At 56.8% G+C, this 18,582-nt stretch carries 14 protein-coding genes; 4 read left to right on the top strand and 10 right to left on the bottom strand.

Annotated elements, in window-relative coordinates; translation table 11 throughout:
* Position 1 precedes the first annotated feature (1 nt).
* Positions 2 to 835 carry a helix-turn-helix transcriptional regulator gene (locus AB1287_RS12395; RefSeq protein WP_435617957.1) on the bottom strand — a complete coding sequence of 278 codons (834 nt, stop codon included), beginning with the start codon at positions 833 to 835 and terminating at the stop codon, positions 2 to 4.
* Between the two features lie 99 nt (positions 836 to 934).
* Between AB1287_RS12395 and AB1287_RS12390 the strand changes: the two genes are divergently transcribed.
* Positions 935 to 1,831 carry an SDR family oxidoreductase gene (locus AB1287_RS12390; protein WP_435617956.1) on the top strand — a complete coding sequence of 299 codons (897 nt, stop codon included), beginning with the start codon at positions 935 to 937 and terminating at the stop codon, positions 1,829 to 1,831.
* A gap of 95 nt (positions 1,832 to 1,926) precedes the next feature.
* Here AB1287_RS12390 and urtE read toward each other — a convergent pair whose 3' ends face one another.
* The 8 genes from urtE to AB1287_RS12350 form a co-directional block, all read right to left on the bottom strand.
* Complete coding sequence (gene urtE, locus AB1287_RS12385; RefSeq protein WP_435617955.1) at positions 1,927 to 2,625, bottom strand: urea ABC transporter ATP-binding subunit UrtE; 699 nt, start codon at positions 2,623 to 2,625, stop codon at positions 1,927 to 1,929.
* A gap of 9 nt (positions 2,626 to 2,634) precedes the next feature.
* Positions 2,635 to 3,432, bottom strand: coding sequence for an urea ABC transporter ATP-binding protein UrtD (gene urtD / locus AB1287_RS12380; protein WP_435617954.1), 798 nt, complete (start codon positions 3,430 to 3,432; stop codon positions 2,635 to 2,637).
* Positions 3,432 to 4,505 (bottom strand): urea ABC transporter permease subunit UrtC, encoded by a 1,074-nt coding sequence (gene urtC, locus AB1287_RS12375; RefSeq protein ID WP_435617953.1) that lies wholly within the window; start codon positions 4,503 to 4,505, stop codon positions 3,432 to 3,434. Before urtC ends, urtD begins: the two co-directional genes overlap by 1 nt.
* A complete protein-coding gene (urtB, locus tag AB1287_RS12370; protein ID WP_435617952.1) occupies positions 4,505 to 6,070 on the bottom strand; it encodes an urea ABC transporter permease subunit UrtB in 1,566 nt (521 codons plus the stop codon). Before urtB ends, urtC begins: the two co-directional genes overlap by 1 nt.
* 124 nt (positions 6,071 to 6,194) lie before the next feature.
* On the bottom strand, positions 6,195 to 7,466 hold the full coding sequence (urtA, locus tag AB1287_RS12365) for an urea ABC transporter substrate-binding protein (RefSeq protein WP_435617951.1): 1,272 nt from the start codon (positions 7,464 to 7,466) through the stop codon (positions 6,195 to 6,197).
* A gap of 202 nt (positions 7,467 to 7,668) precedes the next feature.
* Positions 7,669 to 8,772 (bottom strand): cobalamin-independent methionine synthase II family protein, encoded by a 1,104-nt coding sequence (locus AB1287_RS12360; RefSeq protein ID WP_435617950.1) that lies wholly within the window; start codon positions 8,770 to 8,772, stop codon positions 7,669 to 7,671.
* Positions 8,773 to 8,915: 143 nt separating this feature from the next.
* Positions 8,916 to 9,311: a rhodanese-like domain-containing protein gene (locus tag AB1287_RS12355; protein WP_435617949.1), complete on the bottom strand. Its 396-nt coding sequence runs from the start codon at positions 9,309 to 9,311 to the stop codon at positions 8,916 to 8,918.
* Between the two features lie 113 nt (positions 9,312 to 9,424).
* Entirely contained in the window at positions 9,425 to 10,279 is an 855-nt protein-coding gene (locus AB1287_RS12350) for a 5'-methylthioadenosine/S-adenosylhomocysteine nucleosidase (RefSeq protein WP_312626400.1), read from the bottom strand.
* Positions 10,280 to 10,463: 184 nt separating this feature from the next.
* Between AB1287_RS12350 and ftrA the strand changes: the two genes are divergently transcribed.
* From ftrA to AB1287_RS12335, 3 genes are all read left to right on the top strand, one after another.
* Positions 10,464 to 11,438 carry a transcriptional regulator FtrA gene (gene ftrA / locus AB1287_RS12345; protein WP_435617948.1) on the top strand — a complete coding sequence of 325 codons (975 nt, stop codon included), beginning with the start codon at positions 10,464 to 10,466 and terminating at the stop codon, positions 11,436 to 11,438.
* A gap of 122 nt (positions 11,439 to 11,560) precedes the next feature.
* The gene (gene mgtS, locus AB1287_RS12340) at positions 11,561 to 11,656 is read left to right on the top strand and encodes a protein MgtS (protein ID WP_097163057.1); all 96 of its coding nucleotides are present in this window, start codon (positions 11,561 to 11,563) and stop codon (positions 11,654 to 11,656) included.
* A 945-nt stretch (positions 11,657 to 12,601) separates the two neighbouring features.
* Positions 12,602 to 16,393, top strand: coding sequence for a S6 family peptidase (locus AB1287_RS12335; protein WP_436799834.1), 3,792 nt, complete (start codon positions 12,602 to 12,604; stop codon positions 16,391 to 16,393).
* A 78-nt stretch (positions 16,394 to 16,471) separates the two neighbouring features.
* Here the strand turns inward: AB1287_RS12335 and dcp are convergent, their stop codons facing one another.
* Positions 16,472 to 18,517 (bottom strand): peptidyl-dipeptidase Dcp, encoded by a 2,046-nt coding sequence (gene dcp / locus AB1287_RS12330; RefSeq protein WP_435617947.1) that lies wholly within the window; start codon positions 18,515 to 18,517, stop codon positions 16,472 to 16,474.
* Positions 18,518 to 18,582: the final 65 nt, after the last annotated feature.

Genomic DNA, 18,582 nt, shown 5'->3' with positions numbered 1-18,582 from the left:
CTCAGCGTCGGAGCGGGTTCGTGGCGATCCAGCGCTCTATTTTCTCTTTACTGTCCCCGGTTGCCGGATTGAAGACCATCATCGTCAGGTCCGGCCGCCCTTCAACCGAGAAGGTGGAGAACTCCAGCGCAATGGTCCCGATTTGCGGGTGGTTCAGCCGCTTTAACCCTTCCCCGTGCCCGGCGACATCGTTATTACGCCACAGGCGGGCAAAATCGGCGCTTTGAGCGGACAGCTCCGCCACCAGTCGATCGATTTCGTCTGAAGCGCCCAGGCGCGCGGCATCCGCCCGAAAAGCATTGACGATAAGCCGCGCCACGCCCTCCCAGTCTTCCTGCATCTCCTTCGCTTCCGGGTCAGTGAACAGCAGGCGCAGAATATTGCGCCGCCCGGGCTCGAGCTGACCATAATCCTTCAGTACAATCGATGCCGGGTGATTCCATGCCACCACGTCCCAGGTCGCGGTTTTGATAATCGCCGGAATCATCATGCTGTCCAGTACGCGCTGTAACCGCGGCGTGATGCTGTCGGAGGGGCTCACCCGGTTTTCCGGTGGATGCCCAAAAGCCAGGATAAACAGATGATCGCGTTCGGGCGACGTCAGCCGCAGCCCGGCGGCAATACGGTTAAGCACCTCCCGGGAAGGGGCACCTCCACGGCCTTGCTCAAGCCAGGTATACCAGGTCGGGCTGATATTGGCGAGCTGGGCCACCTCTTCGCGGCGCAGGCCCGGCGTGCGGCGACGTCCGGGTAAAAAGCCAAACGAAGCCGGGTCAATGCCCAGACGACGGGCCCGTAAAAACTCACCCAATGGATTCTCAGAAAGCAGCGTCATAGATTAGCCTGTTAATGTTTATACCCTGATAAAGTCACTACTTTAATAGTAAGAGATCCGGGCTTACGCTGTCCCGGTAAATCACTCAGGAGACAGGCTATGCGTATTTTTGTAACCGGTGCGACGGGCTTTATTGGCTCGCGTGTGGTATCGACTCTGCTGGCACGTGGCCATCAGGTGACAGGGCTTGTACGTTCGGAGGAAGCCGCCCGTCAGTTGACCGACAAGGGCGCAACCGCCCAGCGCGGCACGCTGGAAGATCCACAGGCGTGGGTAGCGGGCATTGAACACTGTGATGCGGTGATCCACACCGCTTTCGATCATGACTTCAGTCGCTTTGTAGAAAATTGCGAGAAGGATCGCCGCGTTATTCGCGCTATCGGTTCTGTGTTGCAGGGCAGCCAGCGCCCACTGCTTATCACTTCCGGCACGGGAATGGGCGATAATGGCGACGGCCAGCCTGCTCTTGAAAAGTATTTTAATCCGGCCCATCCGAACCCTCGCGTAGCCTCAGAACTGGAAGGCAATCAGTTGCTGGATTCCGGCATCGACGTGCGCGTGGTGCGTTTGCCCCAGGTACATAACACGGAGCGTCAGGGCTTAATCAGCTATTACATTCCGCTTGCGCGGGAAAAAGGCGTCGCAGCGTACATTGGCGAAGGTGAAAATGCCTGGTGTGCCGCACACGTGGATGACGTGGCTGAACTCTATGTGAAAGTGCTTGAGCAAGGCAAACGTGGCGAACGCTATCATGCGGTGGCGGAGGAAAGCATTACCTCACGGTTGATTGCGGAAACCGTGGCAACAGGGCTGGGCATCCCTGCTGTTTCGCTGAAACCGGAACAGGCCGCGGAGCATTTCGGCTGGTTCGCCGCCTTCGCAACAATAGATTTGCGTGCCAGCGGTGAGTGGACGCGCCAGCAGCTCGGCTGGCAGCCGCAGGGCCCAGGGCTTATCGCTGATTTGAGCAAAATGGATTATTCAGCCCAATCTTAAACCCAGCGCCGGGTAGCGGCTTTCGCCTTACCCGGCCTACAGTTCCTGAATAACGCACAGGCCCGGCCAGCAAATCGCCACCGGGCAACAACAAATCAAATCGTTACCATTCCCCGCACGCCGTCATTTTCCATGTTTTCTCCGCGCCCCTGCTGAACGATCGTGCCGCGAGACATCACCAGATACTGATCGGCCAGACCGGCAGCAAAATCGTAGAACTGCTCCACCAGCAGAATAGCCATCTCACCACGTCGGGACAGCTCACGGATCACTTCCCCGATCTCTTTGATCACCGATGGCTGGATGCCTTCCGTCGGTTCATCCAGTATCAGCAGCTGAGGCCGACTGGCCAGCGCGCGACCGATAGCAAGCTGTTGCTGCTGCCCTCCGGACAGATCGCCCCCTCGGCGGTGTTTCATTTCCCGCAGCACCGGGAAAAGCTGATAGATGTCTTCCGGCACCCTGGCCGCTTCGCAGGCCGAAAAACGGGACATGCCCAGCAGCAGATTTTCTTCTACCGTCAGGCGCGGGAAAATCTCTCGCCCCTGCGGAACATAGGCCATTCCGGCCTGCACACGCTGGTGTGGCTTGCGCTGAATGATGTTGCTACTTTGCCAGTTTACCGTGCCGCTACGCGCCGGAATTAGCCCCATCAGGCATTTCAGCAGCGTGGTTTTTCCGGCCCCGTTTCGCCCCAGCAGGCAGGTGATTTCCCCCGGCTTCGCCGTAAAGCTGACGCCGCGCAGAATATGGCTGCCGCTGTAGTACTGATGCAGTTCCTGAACCTCTAACATCCCGCCTCCTTAGCGCCCTAAATACACTTCAATCACCTGCTCGTTGGCCTGTACGTCCTTCAGCGAGCCTTCCGCTAACACCTGTCCCTGATGCAGTACCGTAACGCGATCGGCGATGGTTTCAACAAACCCCATATCGTGCTCAACCACCATTAATGAATGCCTGCCGGATAGCGTGCGAAACAGCTCAGCGGTGTATTCGGTTTCCGCGTCGGTCATGCCCGCAGCCGGTTCGTCGAGCAGCAGCAGGTGTGGCTCCTGCACCAGCAGCATGCCGATTTCCAGAAACTGCTTTTGGCCATGCGACAGCAGTCCGGCTCGCCGCGCACGCTCGCCCTCCAGACGCAGTAATTGCAGGACTTCATCGATTCGGTTCTGCTGCTCGCCGGAGAGTTTTGCCCGCAGGCTCGCCCAGACGGACTTATCGCCACTCATTGCCAGCTCCAGGTTCTCCGCCACGGTTAAGGCTTCGAACACCGTTGGCTTCTGAAACTTTCGACCGATGCCCTGACGGGCGATGGCTATAGGGTTCAGCGTGGTCAAATCCACCGACTGATCGTAAATGGCCCTGCCGCTCTGGGGCCGCGTTTTACCGGTGATCACGTCCATCAGCGTGGTTTTACCAGCACCATTCGGACCAATCACACAGCGCAGTTCGCCTACGCCTATCTGTAATGAGAGGTTGGTCAGCGCCTGAAAACCGTCGAAATTGACGTTGATATTTTCCAGCAACAGCACCGGATCCGTTTGGTCGCGATAGCGATCCCCTGGCAGCTGGCGAGTAAAAAGTCCTTCATCGGGATGCATTATTTATCTCCTTTGCGCAGCAGGCCAATCACGCCACGGGGCAGAAACAGCGTCACCCCGATGAAAATCAGGCCGAGGAACAGCTGCCAGTACTCCGGCATCGCCACCGTAAACAGGCTTTTTGCGCCGTTCACCAGCCCGGCGCCAAGAATAGGCCCCACAAGCGTACCGCGACCGCCGAGCGCTACCCAGATAGCAGCCTCAATTGAGTTGGTCGGCGACATTTCTCCGGGGTTGATAATGCCAACCTGTGGCACGTAAAGCGCGCCTGCAAGGCCGCACAGCACGGCAGAAAGCGTCCACACCAGCAGCTTGAAGCCACGCGGATCGTAGCCGCAGAACATCAGCCGGTTTTCCGCATCGCGCACCGCCGTCAGGATGCGGCCAAACTTGCTGCGGGCGAGCAGCATGCCGATGGCAAGCGTCGCCAGCAGCAGGATCACCGTGGCAAGAAACAGCGCTGCGCGTGTGCCGGTTGCCGTCACCGGGAAACCCAGAATGGTGGTAAACCCGGTAAAACCGTTGTTGCCACCAAACCCGGTTTCGTTACGAAAGAACAGCAGCATGCCCGCGTACGTCAGTGCCTGAGTCATGATCGAGAAATAGACGCCTTTGATTTTCGAGCGAAAAGCGAACCAGCCAAAAACCAACGCCAGTAGACCTGGCACCAGCACGACCAGCAGCATCGCCCAGGCAAAATGCTGCGTACCCCACCAGAACCACGGCAGGTCGTTCCACGATAAAAAAGACATAAAAGCAGGCAAACCATCGCCCGCAGCCTGGCGCATCAGGTACATGCCCATTGCATAACCGCCCAGCGCAAAGAATAAACCGTGCCCCAGTGACAGCATCCCTGCGTAGCCCCACACTAAATCCAGCGCTACCGCGACCACCGCGTAACAAAGGATTTTCCCCACCAGCGTCAGCGTCCAGGTGGAAACTGCCAGCGGGTGCGAGGCAGGCAGCAGCGCCAGAAACGGCATCATCAGCAGTGCCAGAACAGCGAAAATGCCGGCCCAGCGCAGCGGTTGCGGCGCCCGGCGGGCAAGCGTTAAGGTGAGTGGCTGGCTCATCAGTCAATGACCCTCCCTTTCAGTGCAAACAGCCCCTGCGGACGCTTCTGTATAAACAGAATAATCAGCACCAGAATCAGAATCTTGCCGAGCACAGCGCCCATTTGCGGCTCAAGAATTTTATTGAAGATCCCAAGTCCAAATGCGGCCGCCACGCTCCCAGCCAGCTGCCCGACGCCGCCGAGCACCACCACCAGGAAGGAATCAATAATGTAGCCCTGGCCGAGTTCCGGCCCAACGTTACCCAACTGAGAAAGCGCCACGCCGCCGAGACCGGCAATACCGGAGCCGAGCCCAAAGGCCAGCATATCGACTCGCCCTGTCGGCACGCCGCAGCAGGCCGCCATCGCGCGGTTTTGCGTTACTGCCCGCACGCGCAATCCGAGCCGGGTTTTGTTAAGGATGAGCCAGGTAAAGCACAGCACCAGCAACACAAAGCCAATGACCACGATGCGGTTCCACGGCAGAATGAGGTTCGGCAACGCCTGAATCCCGCCAGACAACCAGGCCGGGTTGGCTACCTCGACGTTCTGCGCGCCAAACAGCATGCGCACCAGCTGGATTAGCATCAGACTGATACCCCACGTCGCCAGCAGCGTTTCCAGCGGACGACCATAGAGATGGCGGATCACCGTGCGCTCCAGCAGCATGCCGATCCCTCCGGTGACGGCAAAAGCCACCGGCAGCGCCAGCAGTGGATAAAAGGCCAGCCACTGCGGTGCAAACTGGCTGAGCGCCTGCTGCACCAGCCAGGTGCTGTACGCTCCAAGCATCAGCATTTCACCGTGCGCCATGTTGATAACACCAAGCAGGCCATAGGTGATAGCCAGCCCCAGTGCGGCCAGAAGCAGAATCGATCCCAGCGAAATCCCCATAAACGCCTGACCGAGAATGTCCCCCCAGAACAGACGATGCTGAATTTGCTTCAGGCTTTTTTCTGCCGCCACGCGCACGCTGGCATCCGGTTCGTGCTGTTCATCAGTAAAAGGCTGAAGGCGCGCCTGGGTTTCCGGATCGGCTGAGTGCCCCAGCAGCGTCATCGCCTGTCTGCGAACCGCGGCATCCGGGCTGGTGAGCTGTAAATTAGCGAGTGCCAGTTCCAGCTGCTGCTTCACGGTGGCATCCGTTTCCACGGACAGCCGTTTTTGCAACAAAGGGATAAGATCCGGCGAGGCGTCTCGCTGAAGCGTTTTCGCCGCCGCCAGACGTTTAGTGACACTGTCACTCACCAGCTGATGCGTTGCCAGCGCACCCGCGACTAAATTGCGCAGGCGGTTGGTCAGGCGCACGGGCTTCAGTTCCCCCTGCGGCCGGGTTGCGGAATCCAGCGCGCGGGGTTCACCTTTGTCCAGTACAAAGGCGTGGCGGGCGCTGTCAGAACGCAGATTCTCCGCGCTCAAAGCCTGTAGCAATGGTACGCGTTGCGGCTGCGGATCTGCCGCCCATTTTTCCAGCAATGCCGACTGCTGGCTGCGGTTTGCCGCCACGAAGTCATCTGCGTCGCCCGCATGGGCGAAACATGGCAGCAGCCAGGCGACGGTAAGCAGCCTGCGAATCAATGTCATGGTCGCCTCCTGTGGCACCGTTTCATTTTGAGTGGCGAAAGTGCGATTCAATGTCCTGTACGCCCCCTCTCCCAAAGGGAGAGGGAGAAAGGCAGCCTCACTATTCATCCACCAGACAGCCCTGTCAGTTGCTCGCCATTTTCATCGGCCGATCCGGCTTTTTGTCGTTGCCAGGAATGTACGGACTCCACGGCTGCGCGCGAACCGGTTTGTCGGTCTGCCACACCACGTTGAACTGGCCGTTGCTTTCGATTTCGCCGATCATCACCGGCTTGTGCAGATGGTGGTTGGTGGCATCCATCGTCAGCGTATAGCCCGACGGTGCTTTAAAGGTTTGTCCGGCCATCGCAGCACGGACTTTGTCGACGTCCGTGGTGCCCGCTTTCTCCACCGCCTGCGCCCACATATGAATGCCGACCCAGGTCGCCTCCATTGGATCGTTAGTCACTACGGTATCGGCATTAGGCAGCTTGTGCGCCTTCGCGTATGCGCGGTAGTCCGCGACGAAGCTTTGGTTGGTCGGATTGTCCACGGACTCGAAATAGTTCCACGCGGCCAGATTGCCGACCAGTGGTTTGGTATCAATGCCGCGCAGCTCCTCTTCACCTACGGAGAACGCCACTACCGGCACGTCAGTGGCCTTCACGCCCTGGTTAGCGAGCTCTTTATAGAAGGGAACGTTCGAATCGCCGTTAATGGTCGAGACCACCGCCGTTTTGCCCCCTGCGGAGAATTTCTTGATGTTGGCGACGATAGTCTGGTAATCGCTGTAGCCAAACGGCGTGTAGACCTCTTCGATGTCTTTATCCTGAACGCCTTTAGAATGCAGGTAAGCACGCAGAATTTTGTTGGTGGTGCGCGGATAGACGTAATCCGTGCCCAGCAGGAAGAAGCGCTTAGCCGCCCCGCCGTCTTCGCTCATCAGATATTCCACCGCAGGGATGGCCTGCTGGTTTGGCGCCGCTCCGGTATAGAACACATTCGGCGACATTTCTTCGCCTTCGTACTGCACCGGGTAGAACAGCAGGCCGTTCAGCTCCTCAAATACCGGCAGGACCGATTTCCGTGATACGGACGTCCAGCAGCCAAACACGACCGCGACTTTATCCTGGGTCAGCAGTTGGCGGGCCTTTTCGGCAAACAGCGGCCAGTTCGAGGCCGGGTCCACCACCACAGGCTCCAGCTTTTTGCCGAGCACGCCACCTTTGGCATTGATTTCATCAATGGTCATCAGCGCCACATCCTTCAGCGGCGTTTCTGAAATCGCCATGGTGCCGGAGAGCGAATGCATGATCCCCACTTTAATGGTGTCAGCCGCATAGACGCTGACGCTAAAACCCAGGGCAATCGTGGAGGCAGAGAGAGCAAAAGCTTTAAGCAGTGTTCGACGGCGCATGGTTCACTCCTGAGATAAAGGCAACAAGGATTAATAACATCGGTGTAGTCATCAGGAGTCAGGCAAAAAGGATGCCAGGTCGTAAAGGTTCAGAAAAACAGGTGGTTTGCAGGCGGGGTATCGCTGTGATTACAGAGTAGAACGGCAAATTCAGCGGCAGCGCTGCTTTAAAACGGTGCAACGCTGCCTCCTTTTGAGCGGATTACCAGATCTGAGCGGCGATCTCCGTTACCAGGCGTACTTTTTGCCACTGCTGAGCTTCGCTCAGGCTGTTGCCTTCTTCAGTTGAAGCAAAGCCGCACTGCGGGCTCAGGCAAATCTGTGATTTCGCGACAAACTGCGCGGCTTCCTCAAGGCGAGCCTTCACCCCTTCCGGGTTTTCCAGCTCGCCGTTTTTAGTGGTTATCAGCCCCAGAACCACCTGCTGATGGCCTGGACGCACGAAGCGCAGCGGCTGGAAATCACCTGAACGGTCGTTGTCATATTCGAGGAAGAAGGCATCGACGTTCACGGTGCCGAACAGCACCTCCGCCACGGGCTCGTAGCCACCGGAAGAGATCCAGGTTGAACGGAAATTGCCCCGGCAAACGTGCAGTCCAATGGTCAAATCATCCGGCTTGCCTTCCAGCGCTTTATTCAGCACGCGGGCATAGGTTTTTGCCAGCTCATCCGGATCGTCGCCGCGCTCACGCACCTGCTGACGCTGCTCGTCGGAGCACAGATAGGCCCAGACGGTGTCATCAAGCTGTAAGTAGCGGCAGCCTGCATCGTAGAAAGCACGGATGGCATCACGCCAGGTCGTGGCAAGGTCGTTGAAATAATCGGCCAGATCGGGATAAACGGTGGCATCAATGTCTTTACGACCACCGCGAAAATGCAGCACGCTCGGGCTCGGAATCGTCATTTTTGGCTGTGCATTACCGCTGATGCTTTTCAGGTAGCGGAAGTCATTGAGCATCGGGTGGTCGCCGAAGCCCAGTTTCCCGGTGACGCGCACGCCGTGGGCTTTTGTCTGAACGCCGTTGAACTGAATCCCCTTGTCTGAGTCATAACGCTCAACGCCCTGGAGACCATCGAAAAAATCGAAATGCCACCAGGCCCGACGAAACTCACCGTCGGTCACTACATGCAGGCCGCAGTCGCACTGCTGTTGAACCACACGCAGGATCGCTTCATCCTCTACGGCGCGCAGCGTCAGGGCATCAATTTCCCCTTCTGCAAACTGCTGACGGGCGTGCTTAATGCTGTCCGGGCGCAGGAAACTGCCGACAATATCGGCGCGGTATGGTGCAGCGAACTGGGTCATGGTCTCTCCTTGACGCCAGGCAACTGATTGCCTGGCGTGATAATTAACGATATTAATTTAGACTTCTGGATGGCTATATATTCAACTTGCCATGCGGGAGAGGCGCAGGCAAACGAGATAAATTCATCAGCCGTGAAGAAAATTCATGATGTCGCGAAGGCTAATCCTTCATCCTCCCAACCGGTCAGTCCACCGATCATAAGCTTCACGGGCCTGCCGAGCTGTGCCAGCTTCAGTGCGGCCCGGTCCGCCCCGTTGCAGTGCGGACCAGCACAATAGACGACAAACAGCGTCTCCGGCGGCCATTCGTTCATTCGTTCGGCGGTCATCAGGCGATGCGGCAGATGCAGTGCTCCAGGAATATGCCGACGGGCAAAAGCCTGCGCAGAGCCGACCACATGCAGCAGAACAAAGTCCATATCGTGATTTTCGATAGCGGCATGTACGTCCGCGCAGTCCGTCTCGACGTTCAGGCGACGCTGGAAATGGGCAATGGCGTCATCAGGAGTGGCAGCAGAGAATTCAGAAACATAGCTCATGGTTTTTCCTTTGGCTTGTGTTAACAGGCCACTATCTCACCATGAACCAGCATCCCCTTGCCGCCCTCACTCCGGCCAAAAATCGCCAGGATCGTGACAATCCTGGCGGGTCTTTACTCTTTCGCGGATGGCAGCTTGCTTATGTAGGTCTTCACCACCTGATAAACATAGTCCTGGCAGGCCAGTCCCGTATTGGGATCGTACTTGCCGTTGTTGGTGATGTTATTGGACAACACGCGGATACCGATGAACGGCACGGAGAACGCCGCGGCAACCTGGGCTGCTGAAGCAGTTTCCATCTCTTCAACTGAGGTCTGATAATCCTTATGGAAATGGCTGATGCGATCGAGCTCGCTGTTCCAGAGATCCGCCGAACCAATAACGCCTTCAACTACTTTTCCTTTGCTGTAGCTGTCTTTAACGCTCTCAGCGATCGCCAGTAGCTGCGGGTCAGCCGGGAATTTGCGGATAGTATGCGGGTTTTTATCCTCCCCGGCGCTGCCCTTCGACGCCAGAAGATCCATCGGTTTCCACTGCGTGGAATCGCTACCTTCCCCTTTCAGCTTATGCGGCGTTTTGAATGCACCGAGGTTGACCGAATACTTGCCCAGCACGATGTCATAAACGTTCAGCGCAGGATCGTGCCCACCTGCGGTACCCTGATTGATAAACGCCGCAGGCTGGAACTGCGTGGCGGCAATCGCGGTAGCCGCCGCCGCGTTGGACATTCCCTTCAGCGTTTCGGATACCACCACCGGATAGCCATCCACCGTACCGCGCCAGAAGCGCCACTCGCCAATGTGTTCCTCTTTCGCATTGTCCAGACGTTGAGCAAAACGTTCAGCCTCAACAGGCATAGCGCCCTGTACCACAATCGGCCTTTTTTCCTGAGATTGTGCAAAAGTGATTACCGGGAGCGTCAGGCAACAGGCGGTTATTGCCTGAAAAAGTACTTTTTTAGGGTGCATTCAATTAATCCTCCATGCGCAAACGTTTACCTTAACAAAGTTCGGCCCGGGCAGTTATGTTTTTCACCCTGTTCATGCATGGACTGATGGTTTTATCCTCAGCTTCGGGAAGGGAAGCCGTTTGACTTGAAGCTGCCGCCACAGGCATGTTAAAGCCTTCTGAGTTATTGAGATGAAACCGCCCATGACCGCGCCTGGCTGCCCTGCCGCTTCCCGACCGCTTGTTGTCACTCTCGCTTATGATGGCCTTTGCACATTTGAATTTGGCGTGTCCGTTGAAATTTTCGGTTTGCCACGCCCGGAGCTTGGCGATAGCTGGTACCGCTTTGCGGTGGCGGCCGTCGATGAAGGCGAGCTGCGAGCCACGGGCGGCGTGCGGCTGATGACAGACGGTGGCTATGAGCTGCTTGAACAGGCCGATACGATTGTTATCCCCGGATGGCGCGGTGCGAATATGCCTGTGCCGGAAAAGCTGTGCAGTGCCCTGCGCCTGGCGCATCAGAGAGGTTGTCGGCTGATCTCAATCTGCTCCGGCGTGTTCGTCCTTGCGGCAAGCGGCCTGCTGAACGGACAGCAGGCCACCACTCACTGGCGCTATACCGATGAACTTCGTCAGCGTTTTCCGGCCATAAAGGTGGTGGACGATGTCCTGTACGTGGGTGACTCGCAGCTAATGACCTCGGCGGGCAGCGCCGCAGGGATCGATTTGTGCCTGCACGTGGTGCGTGAGGATTTTGGGTTAGAAGTGGCGAACAATGTCGCCCGCAGGCTGGTGGTACAGCCGCACCGGGATGGAAGGCAGACGCAGCATCTTGAACGGCCGGTGGCGCGCAGCCGGGAGAGCGAGCGACTCGGCCAGCTGTTCGACTGGCTACATCTGCATCTTGCAGAACCCCATTCGCTGGCGTCACTTTCACGCCGCGTCGGCATGAGTCAGCGCACGCTGCTGCGCCGCTTCCGGGAAGCCACCGGCGTTACCCCTGCCCACTGGCTGCTTAATGAGCGCCTGCGTCAGGCTCAGCAGGCGCTTAGCAAGAGTCGCATCAGCATTGAGCAAGTCGCCCTGAACAGTGGCTTTGGTAGCGCCAGCGCCTTACGTCATCATTTCCAACAGCAGTTCGCCATTAGCCCACAGGCTTATCGCAAAAAATTTACGTAATTAACAAAATAGTCCACATAATTCATGATTCGTTTAGGTTGATTCGGTTAATCTGTGTTCATCGCGGCTAAAAAAGGTAAGAGAGGCGTTATCGTTTAACTTTAATTTCAATGGAGGTTACCATGCTCGGAAATATGCATGTCTTTATCGCAGTATTAGGAATCATCGTTTTTTCCGGTTTCCTTGCTGCATATTTCAGCCATAAATGGGATGACTGATGAATACTGACAATCCCCACCCTTAACAGCCCCTTGCTGCAGTCTGTGCAAGGGGCTTTTTATTTGCCCCGAAAAAGACGAAAAAAACCGCCAACGGTGTGGCGGTAAATGCTTGCATGGATAGATTTGTGTTTTGGTTAGTCTGCAGTACAGGCTATTCCTTGCCTGGTTGCATCGTGATGTAATCCTATCACGCATAACCTCAATAAAGACTAAACGAACAGGGTTCAGCCTCTCACGCCCTTTGCCATGCCTTTTTCTTCGTGTGGCTGTCGCGCTGTCCTGGCCAGCAGCGTCGGAAGAGCATGAGAACAGGCACACAAAGTGCGCACCTGAACGGAATGAGCAGACCGCATGACTCGACACTTTCTTATATGACTTCAGATAACTTTCCGCACTCAAACTGAATTTTTTCCGCCGTTACCTGATATTCCTGTTGCATCAACCAGCCCAGGAATATTCTGAAAAAAAACGGAAGGTTACAGCTGCTAATCACGCAGGTCGGGGGGAATAAATAAAACGTCACTAATCATTCCTGTGGAATATTCCTAAAAAAGGACCCTCTGCAGATAAACGCTCATCAAAGTCAGGCGAACTAACATCCGATGCCAGCCACAATCTGGCTATTATTTGCCGATGAAGGCTATTTGGCTTCCGCTCAGCTTGTTAAGCATTGCTACATATTTACTTTCTTTCCGCTGGCCCGCAATGACGTAATCTGCCCGTTCCCTTAGTCTGTTCGCCATTGACACGATCCGCGCTCATTGCGAGGATACATTCCACCTTTCAGCCTGACCGCTGCGGCTGTATTTAATTTCTGTGATGCCGCCCCGGCAGCAGAAATACGCACACACACTCGGATGTGGGTTTGCAAAAAAATGGGATGCAGTAAACACGCTCTTTTATTGTTCCCTCGCGGTTACTGCCGGAACGTCCGCCAGCGTTATGCGCCATGATATTTCCGTTCAGGATTACAGGGACTTCGGAGAGAATCTGGGTAAATACCAGGTTGGAGCTACCCATATACCGGTATATCGAAAGGACGGCACGCTTGATGACTATCTGCAATTTCGTATTCCTGATTTCGGAATGGTCGTAAACGGCGGCTATTCCACGCTGGTTTCGCTTTCCTATGTTGCCAGCGTTCGCCATAATACATGGTATCAAAGCGTCTCATTTGGCAATGGTGCAAAATACGCGGCCAGCTATAAGCTCATCAACCGAAATGAAAGCCAGATATCCAATATCGACTTCCACCTTCCCCGCCTGAATAAAGTCGTGACGGATGCAGCCCCGGCGACCATCGTCGATAAATCCACTATTCGTTCAGGCGACCGGGCGCGCTATTACTGGTATGCCCGCACCGGCGGCGGCACGCAGAAGCAAATCAGCGACGATCAAACCGAGGAACTGTCGATCGCCGGTGCGTACAAGTGGAAAAGCGGCGGTACCTTCGCTAACGCCTCAGTGACTCTGCCGGATGGCACCCTGCGCTGGAAGAACGACGGGCCGGATACCCCAAACTCCACCCCTTTCAGTGCCGCCGCGATTAGTGGCGATAGCGAAAGCCCAATTTTCGTTTATGACGAACTGGAAGAAGTGTGGAAGCTGGCGGGCGTACATCACGCCAGCATCAGTAACAAAGGCATCTACCAACGCATCAGTGGCGCAGAGTACATACCGGATAATTATCTGCAGGATATCCCGGCCATAAATAGCGTTCCCGATGTCACCGATACAACCGGTACCGGAGACATCCTCTGGGCGCAGGATGCTATCACCCAGGGCAGCAGCCGCTGGCGCTGGGCGGGGCTTGCTGAAAAATATAAAAATCTGGCCCCGTCACAGGCGAGCAATGAGGAGCTTGACGCAACTAAAGATCTTCGCTTTAACGGCGCCGGCGGCCGCCTTATACTTGACGACGCCATTAATATGGGTGCCGGTAAGCTACAGTTTTCTGCCGATTACGCCGTTCAGCCCGGTAGCAATCCGGCGGCAACCTGGGCAGGAGGCGGGATTGAGGTCGATGCAGGACGCCAGGTTCTGTGGGGAGTCAATGGCGTTGCCGGTGATGCGTTGCATAAGATCGGCAAAGGAACGCTGCGCGTCAACGCTATCGGAATTAACCCCGGCTCCCTGAACACCGGTGACGGCACCGTCGTACTTGACCAGCAGCCGGACGCCGCGGGGAACAAGCAGGCATTCTCCTCCATCACTCTGGTCAGCGGACGCCCAACGGTGGTGCTCGGCGATGCGAATCAGGTCAGCCCCGACGCTATCTTTTTTGGCTACCGTGGTGGCTCGCTGGATTTAAACGGCACCAGCCTCAGCTTTCGGGAGATAAACCACACTGATGACGGCGCCACGCTGATAAACCATAGCCTTTCTGCCGCCTCCACGCTCACGCTGACGGGCCACTCCCGGGATGAAACAGAGATACACAGCTGGACCTCGGCCCGTAAAGGAACGCCCGGCGATCTTTATGTCTATAACAATCCCCACAGCCATAAGACCGAGTATTTCCGACTGAAAAAGTCCTCCTACTCCTATTTCCCGACAGACGGAATGAGTACTGATACCTGGGAATATATGGGAGAGAATCAGGAGCAGGCCGTCTCTGTGATTACGGGGGAACTTAATCGCCTGGTGTTCCGGGGCTTCCTCGGCGAGCGGGATCCGACACGCTCCCAGGGCACGCTGAACCTCAACGTAGCGATGCCTGAAAGCACCCGTTCGGTGATGGCACTGACCGGCGGCTCGAACATCAACGGCACCATTAACGTGAAGGCCGGAACGCTGCTGCTCTCCGGTCAGCCGGTTCCCCATGCGGGGAGCGTGGTCTATGACGACGACTGGCAGACCGCCGATTTCAGGGCCCGTGCCATCAACGTTCAACCGGGTGCCGCCCTGCAGGTCGGTACCTGGGCCCGGGTAGATGCGAATATCAACGCCGCCGACGGGGCCCAGATTATGCTGGGCTATCGTGACGCAGAGGACGGCGGCACACCGCTGTGGCGCTGCTTTGCCGTGATAAACACCGCAGGTGGCAGCTGCGGTCAGAACCCTCTTTCAGAGGAAGTGGCAGACGCTATGCCGCAGAGCACCGTTCGCGGCAATATGACTCTCGGCAACGGCGCGAACCTCCAGCTTGGTAAGGTCGTCTGGCAGGGTATACTCAGCGGCACTGCGCAGAGCAGCATGAACATGGCGAAAACCTCCCTGTGGCAAATGACGGGTAGCAGCACCGTCTCATCGCTGACAGCAGCATCGGTCAGCAGAATCTCTTTTTTACCGACACAGAACGCCGCCTGGCGCGCAAAAACACTGACGGTCGACGAACTTAACGCCACCGGCGCGCTGCTGAGTCTCGGTCTGGATGCCGCCGCCGGAACCGGCGATACGCTGACGATCCGCAATAAAGTCACCGGCGGCAGCAATACGCTGAATATAGTGCCCGAGGGCGATATTCAGAATTTATCGTCGCTAAAACAGAACGTGGTGTTCGCCGACGCGCCAGGAGGAACGAGCCACGACTACTTCCGTCTGGCTTCGATGCCTCGCGGCTTCACGCTCTACACCCCTGACTATCAAATTCAGGATGCTGACGGGCGAGTACGGTGGCTGCTTCGCGGTGAGGAGGAACACAAACCTGATGACGACACCACCCCACCGGATAACGGCAGTGATATTCCGTCTGATAACGGCAACGCAACCCCATCGGACAACGGTAGTAACACTCCGCCTGATAACAACACCGCCTCACCGGACGATGGCCACGAGGTAAAACCGTCACCAGAAGCTAAGCCGGATGAAAAACCTGCACCAGACAGCGACAAGGGAAGCTGGCTGATTGCCAGCGATAATCTCCGCCTTATTCAGGATACGCGGACGCTGATGGACACGCGCCGCTATCTTCTGGACAGAGCATCGAATGAGCTTCAGAGCCGCCCGCGTCAGCTGCACCAGGCGGAGTCACCGGACGGGGCCTGGGCAAACATAGAGCAAACGCGCGGTGGATATGGCCGGTCGGATATCACCCGCAGCGTGCTGAACGTGGGCGTAGACAATTTTGTCGATAACCAGCTGTATGGACTCAGCGCCAGCATTACTCAGGGCAACGTCAAAGGCGCCGGACGCGAGCAGCATAACCTCTATGCCGCAGGTGCCTACTACGGTTGGGAAAGCCAGGGACTGAGCGTCGATCTTTCAGCCCAGTATATGCGCCTGACACAGGACTTTAGCCTCGATCCCTCTCTGGAGATGGGGAAGCAGAAAAAGGACAGCGACATTCTGGCCGCCAGCCTGCGCACAGGCTACCGGCTTCCGGTCAGCCCATGGGGATTCACGTTGACCCCATACGCGGAGCTGGGTGCTGCTGCGGTTTCCGGCTATTCGATGACAGGGAAAGATGCCCGAATTTCGCTAAGTTCCGGAACGCCCTGGCGCTTTGCCTCCGGCCTGTCAGCAAGTAAGCCGCTGGGCGAATCGCCGCTGGCGGTAACGGCCGATCTGGCCTGGCAGTATTCAGGTGATGAAGGAGGATCCACGCTGACGCTCACCGACGGTCATGGAAGCAGGTCCTACAGGGAGGGCACCGACAGCAGCATGCTTGCAGAGCTGGGGCTCCAGGGACAGCTCGCGGCGAACTGGTCGGCCAGCGCCAAAATGAGCTACCGTACCGGTACGCTTTTCAGCGACGAAGCCGGAGGAGGCATCGGCATTAACTATCGGTTCTGACTAACATCAGTGAAAGCGGCGGAGCACACGACTCCGCCCTTTCGCTCACCCACTATCTGATGAACAGCTGGTCAGATGTTATTCACTCAGCCCACGGCTTTTCAGCATCGGTTCCGGGCGTGGATCGTGTCCGCGCCAGCTGCGGTAAAGCGCTTCCAGATCGCTGCTGTTTCCGCGCGACAAAATGCCTTCGCGGAAACGCTGGCCATTTTCACGGGTTAATCCACCCTGCTCCACAAACCACTGATAGCCATCGTCTGCCAGCATTTGCGTCCAGATATAGGCGTAGTAGCCCGCCGCATAGCCCCCGCCAAAAATATGCGCAAAATAGCTGCTGCGGTAGCGTGGCGGCACGGCTGCCATAGTGAGTCCTTCAGCCTCAATGGCCTGCTGTTCGAACAGGTTTACGTCATCGGGAAGGCTGTCGGTATTCAGGCTATGCCAGTGCATGTCGAGCAGCGCTGAAATAACCAGTTCGCTCATGTCGTAGCCCTTATTGAAAGTGGCTGCACGCATCATGCTGTCGCGTAATGCATCCGGCATCGGTTCACCTGTCTGCCAGTGACGGGCGAAGCGCACAAACACCTGCGGATGACGTGCCCAGTGCTCATTGATCTGTGAGGGGAACTCCACAAAGTCACGCGGCGTGCGGGTCCCGGAAAGGCCAGGATAGCGTTGAGTGGCGAACAAACCGTGCAGCGTGTGGCCGAATTCATGGAACAGCGTGACGACATCATCCCAGTTCAGCAATGCAGGATGACCCGGCATCGGCTTTGGATAGTTGCAGACGTTGTAGATTACCGGCCGCTGTGTCAGCAGCGTGGACTGCTGAACGAAGTTGTCCATCCACGCGCCACCGCCTTTGGAATCACGGGCAAAGAAATCGCCGTAGAACAGCGCCAGCCCTTCACCATTGGCGTCAAAAATTTCCCAGACCCGGACATCAGGATGGTAGACGGGGATATCAAAGCGCTCGACAAAACGGATGCCAAACAGCGTGGAGGCCGCCCAGAACACGCCTTCCGTCAGCACACGGTTCAGCTCGAGATAAGGCTTAATTTGGGCTTCGTCCAGAGAGTAGCGGGCCAGACGCACCTGCTCGGCGTAGTACGTCCAGTCCCAGGCCTGAGCGGTAAATCCGCCCTGCTGCTCGTCGATAATATGCTGAATATCTGCCAGTTCACGCTCCGCCCGGGCACGGGCTGCAGGGGCAATTTTACGCATAAAGCTGAAGGCGGCTTCCGGCGTTTTCGCCATCTGATCCGCCATGCTCCAGCTTGCATAATCCGGATAACCAAGCAGTTTTGCTTGCGCAGCCCGTACGTTCACCAGTCGCAGGATAAGGGCCCGGGTATCGTTGCGATCGCCCTTCTCGTTACGCATCCAGCCCGCACTGAACAGATTTTCACGGGTCTGTCGGTCGCGAAGCTGCGCGAGCATCGGATGCTGAGTGAAGTTCAGCAGCGGAATCAGCCATCTGTCATTCAGCCCTTTCTCCACCGCGGCGCTGGCGGCGGCGGAAATTTCTTCCTCCGTCAGACCGTCCAACTGATGGCGATAATCCAGCACCAGCCCGCCAGATTTGGCCGCAGCCAGCAGGCTCTGGTGGAATCGGGTGCTGAGGGTGGCGGCTTCGGTATTCAGCTCACGCAGCTGCGCTTTTTGCGGTGCGCCGAGCTTCGCGCCTGAGAGAATAAAGCGTTGATAAACTACCTCCACCAGGCGCTTCGATTCAGCATCCAGATCCAGCGCTTCACGCTGTTGCCAGACTTGCTCGACGCGGGCGAAAAGCGCGTCATTCAGATAGATATCGTTGGCAAGCTCCGCCAGTTCGGCAGAAAACTGGGCATCAAGCTGCTGGAGCGTATCGTTCGTGTGAGCGTTGGTCATCGCAAAAAAGACCGATGTGACGCGCTCCAGCAGCTCACCGCTTTTTTCCAGCGCCTCAAAGGTGTTTTCGAAAGTGGCCGTATGTGGGTTGCCGGCAATGGCGGCAATCTCTGCGCGCTTGCGCCGCAGGCCTTCATCAAAGGCCGGACGGTAGTGTTGATCCTCAATCAAATCAAATCTCGGTGCCTGATACGGCAGCAGGCTTACGGTCAAAAACGGGTTTTCTGAGCTCATCTCTTACTCCGGAACGCAGGATTTTCCTTAGATTAGGCAACCCCTTGATAAATCGCAATGATTTC

The sequence above is a fragment of the Scandinavium sp. UTDF21-P1B genome, assembly GCF_040750395.1.
Lineage (GTDB): Bacteria > Pseudomonadota > Gammaproteobacteria > Enterobacterales > Enterobacteriaceae > Scandinavium.
The sequence above is the reverse complement of the archived record's forward strand: the minus strand, read 5'-3'. Positions and strand labels throughout refer to the sequence as shown.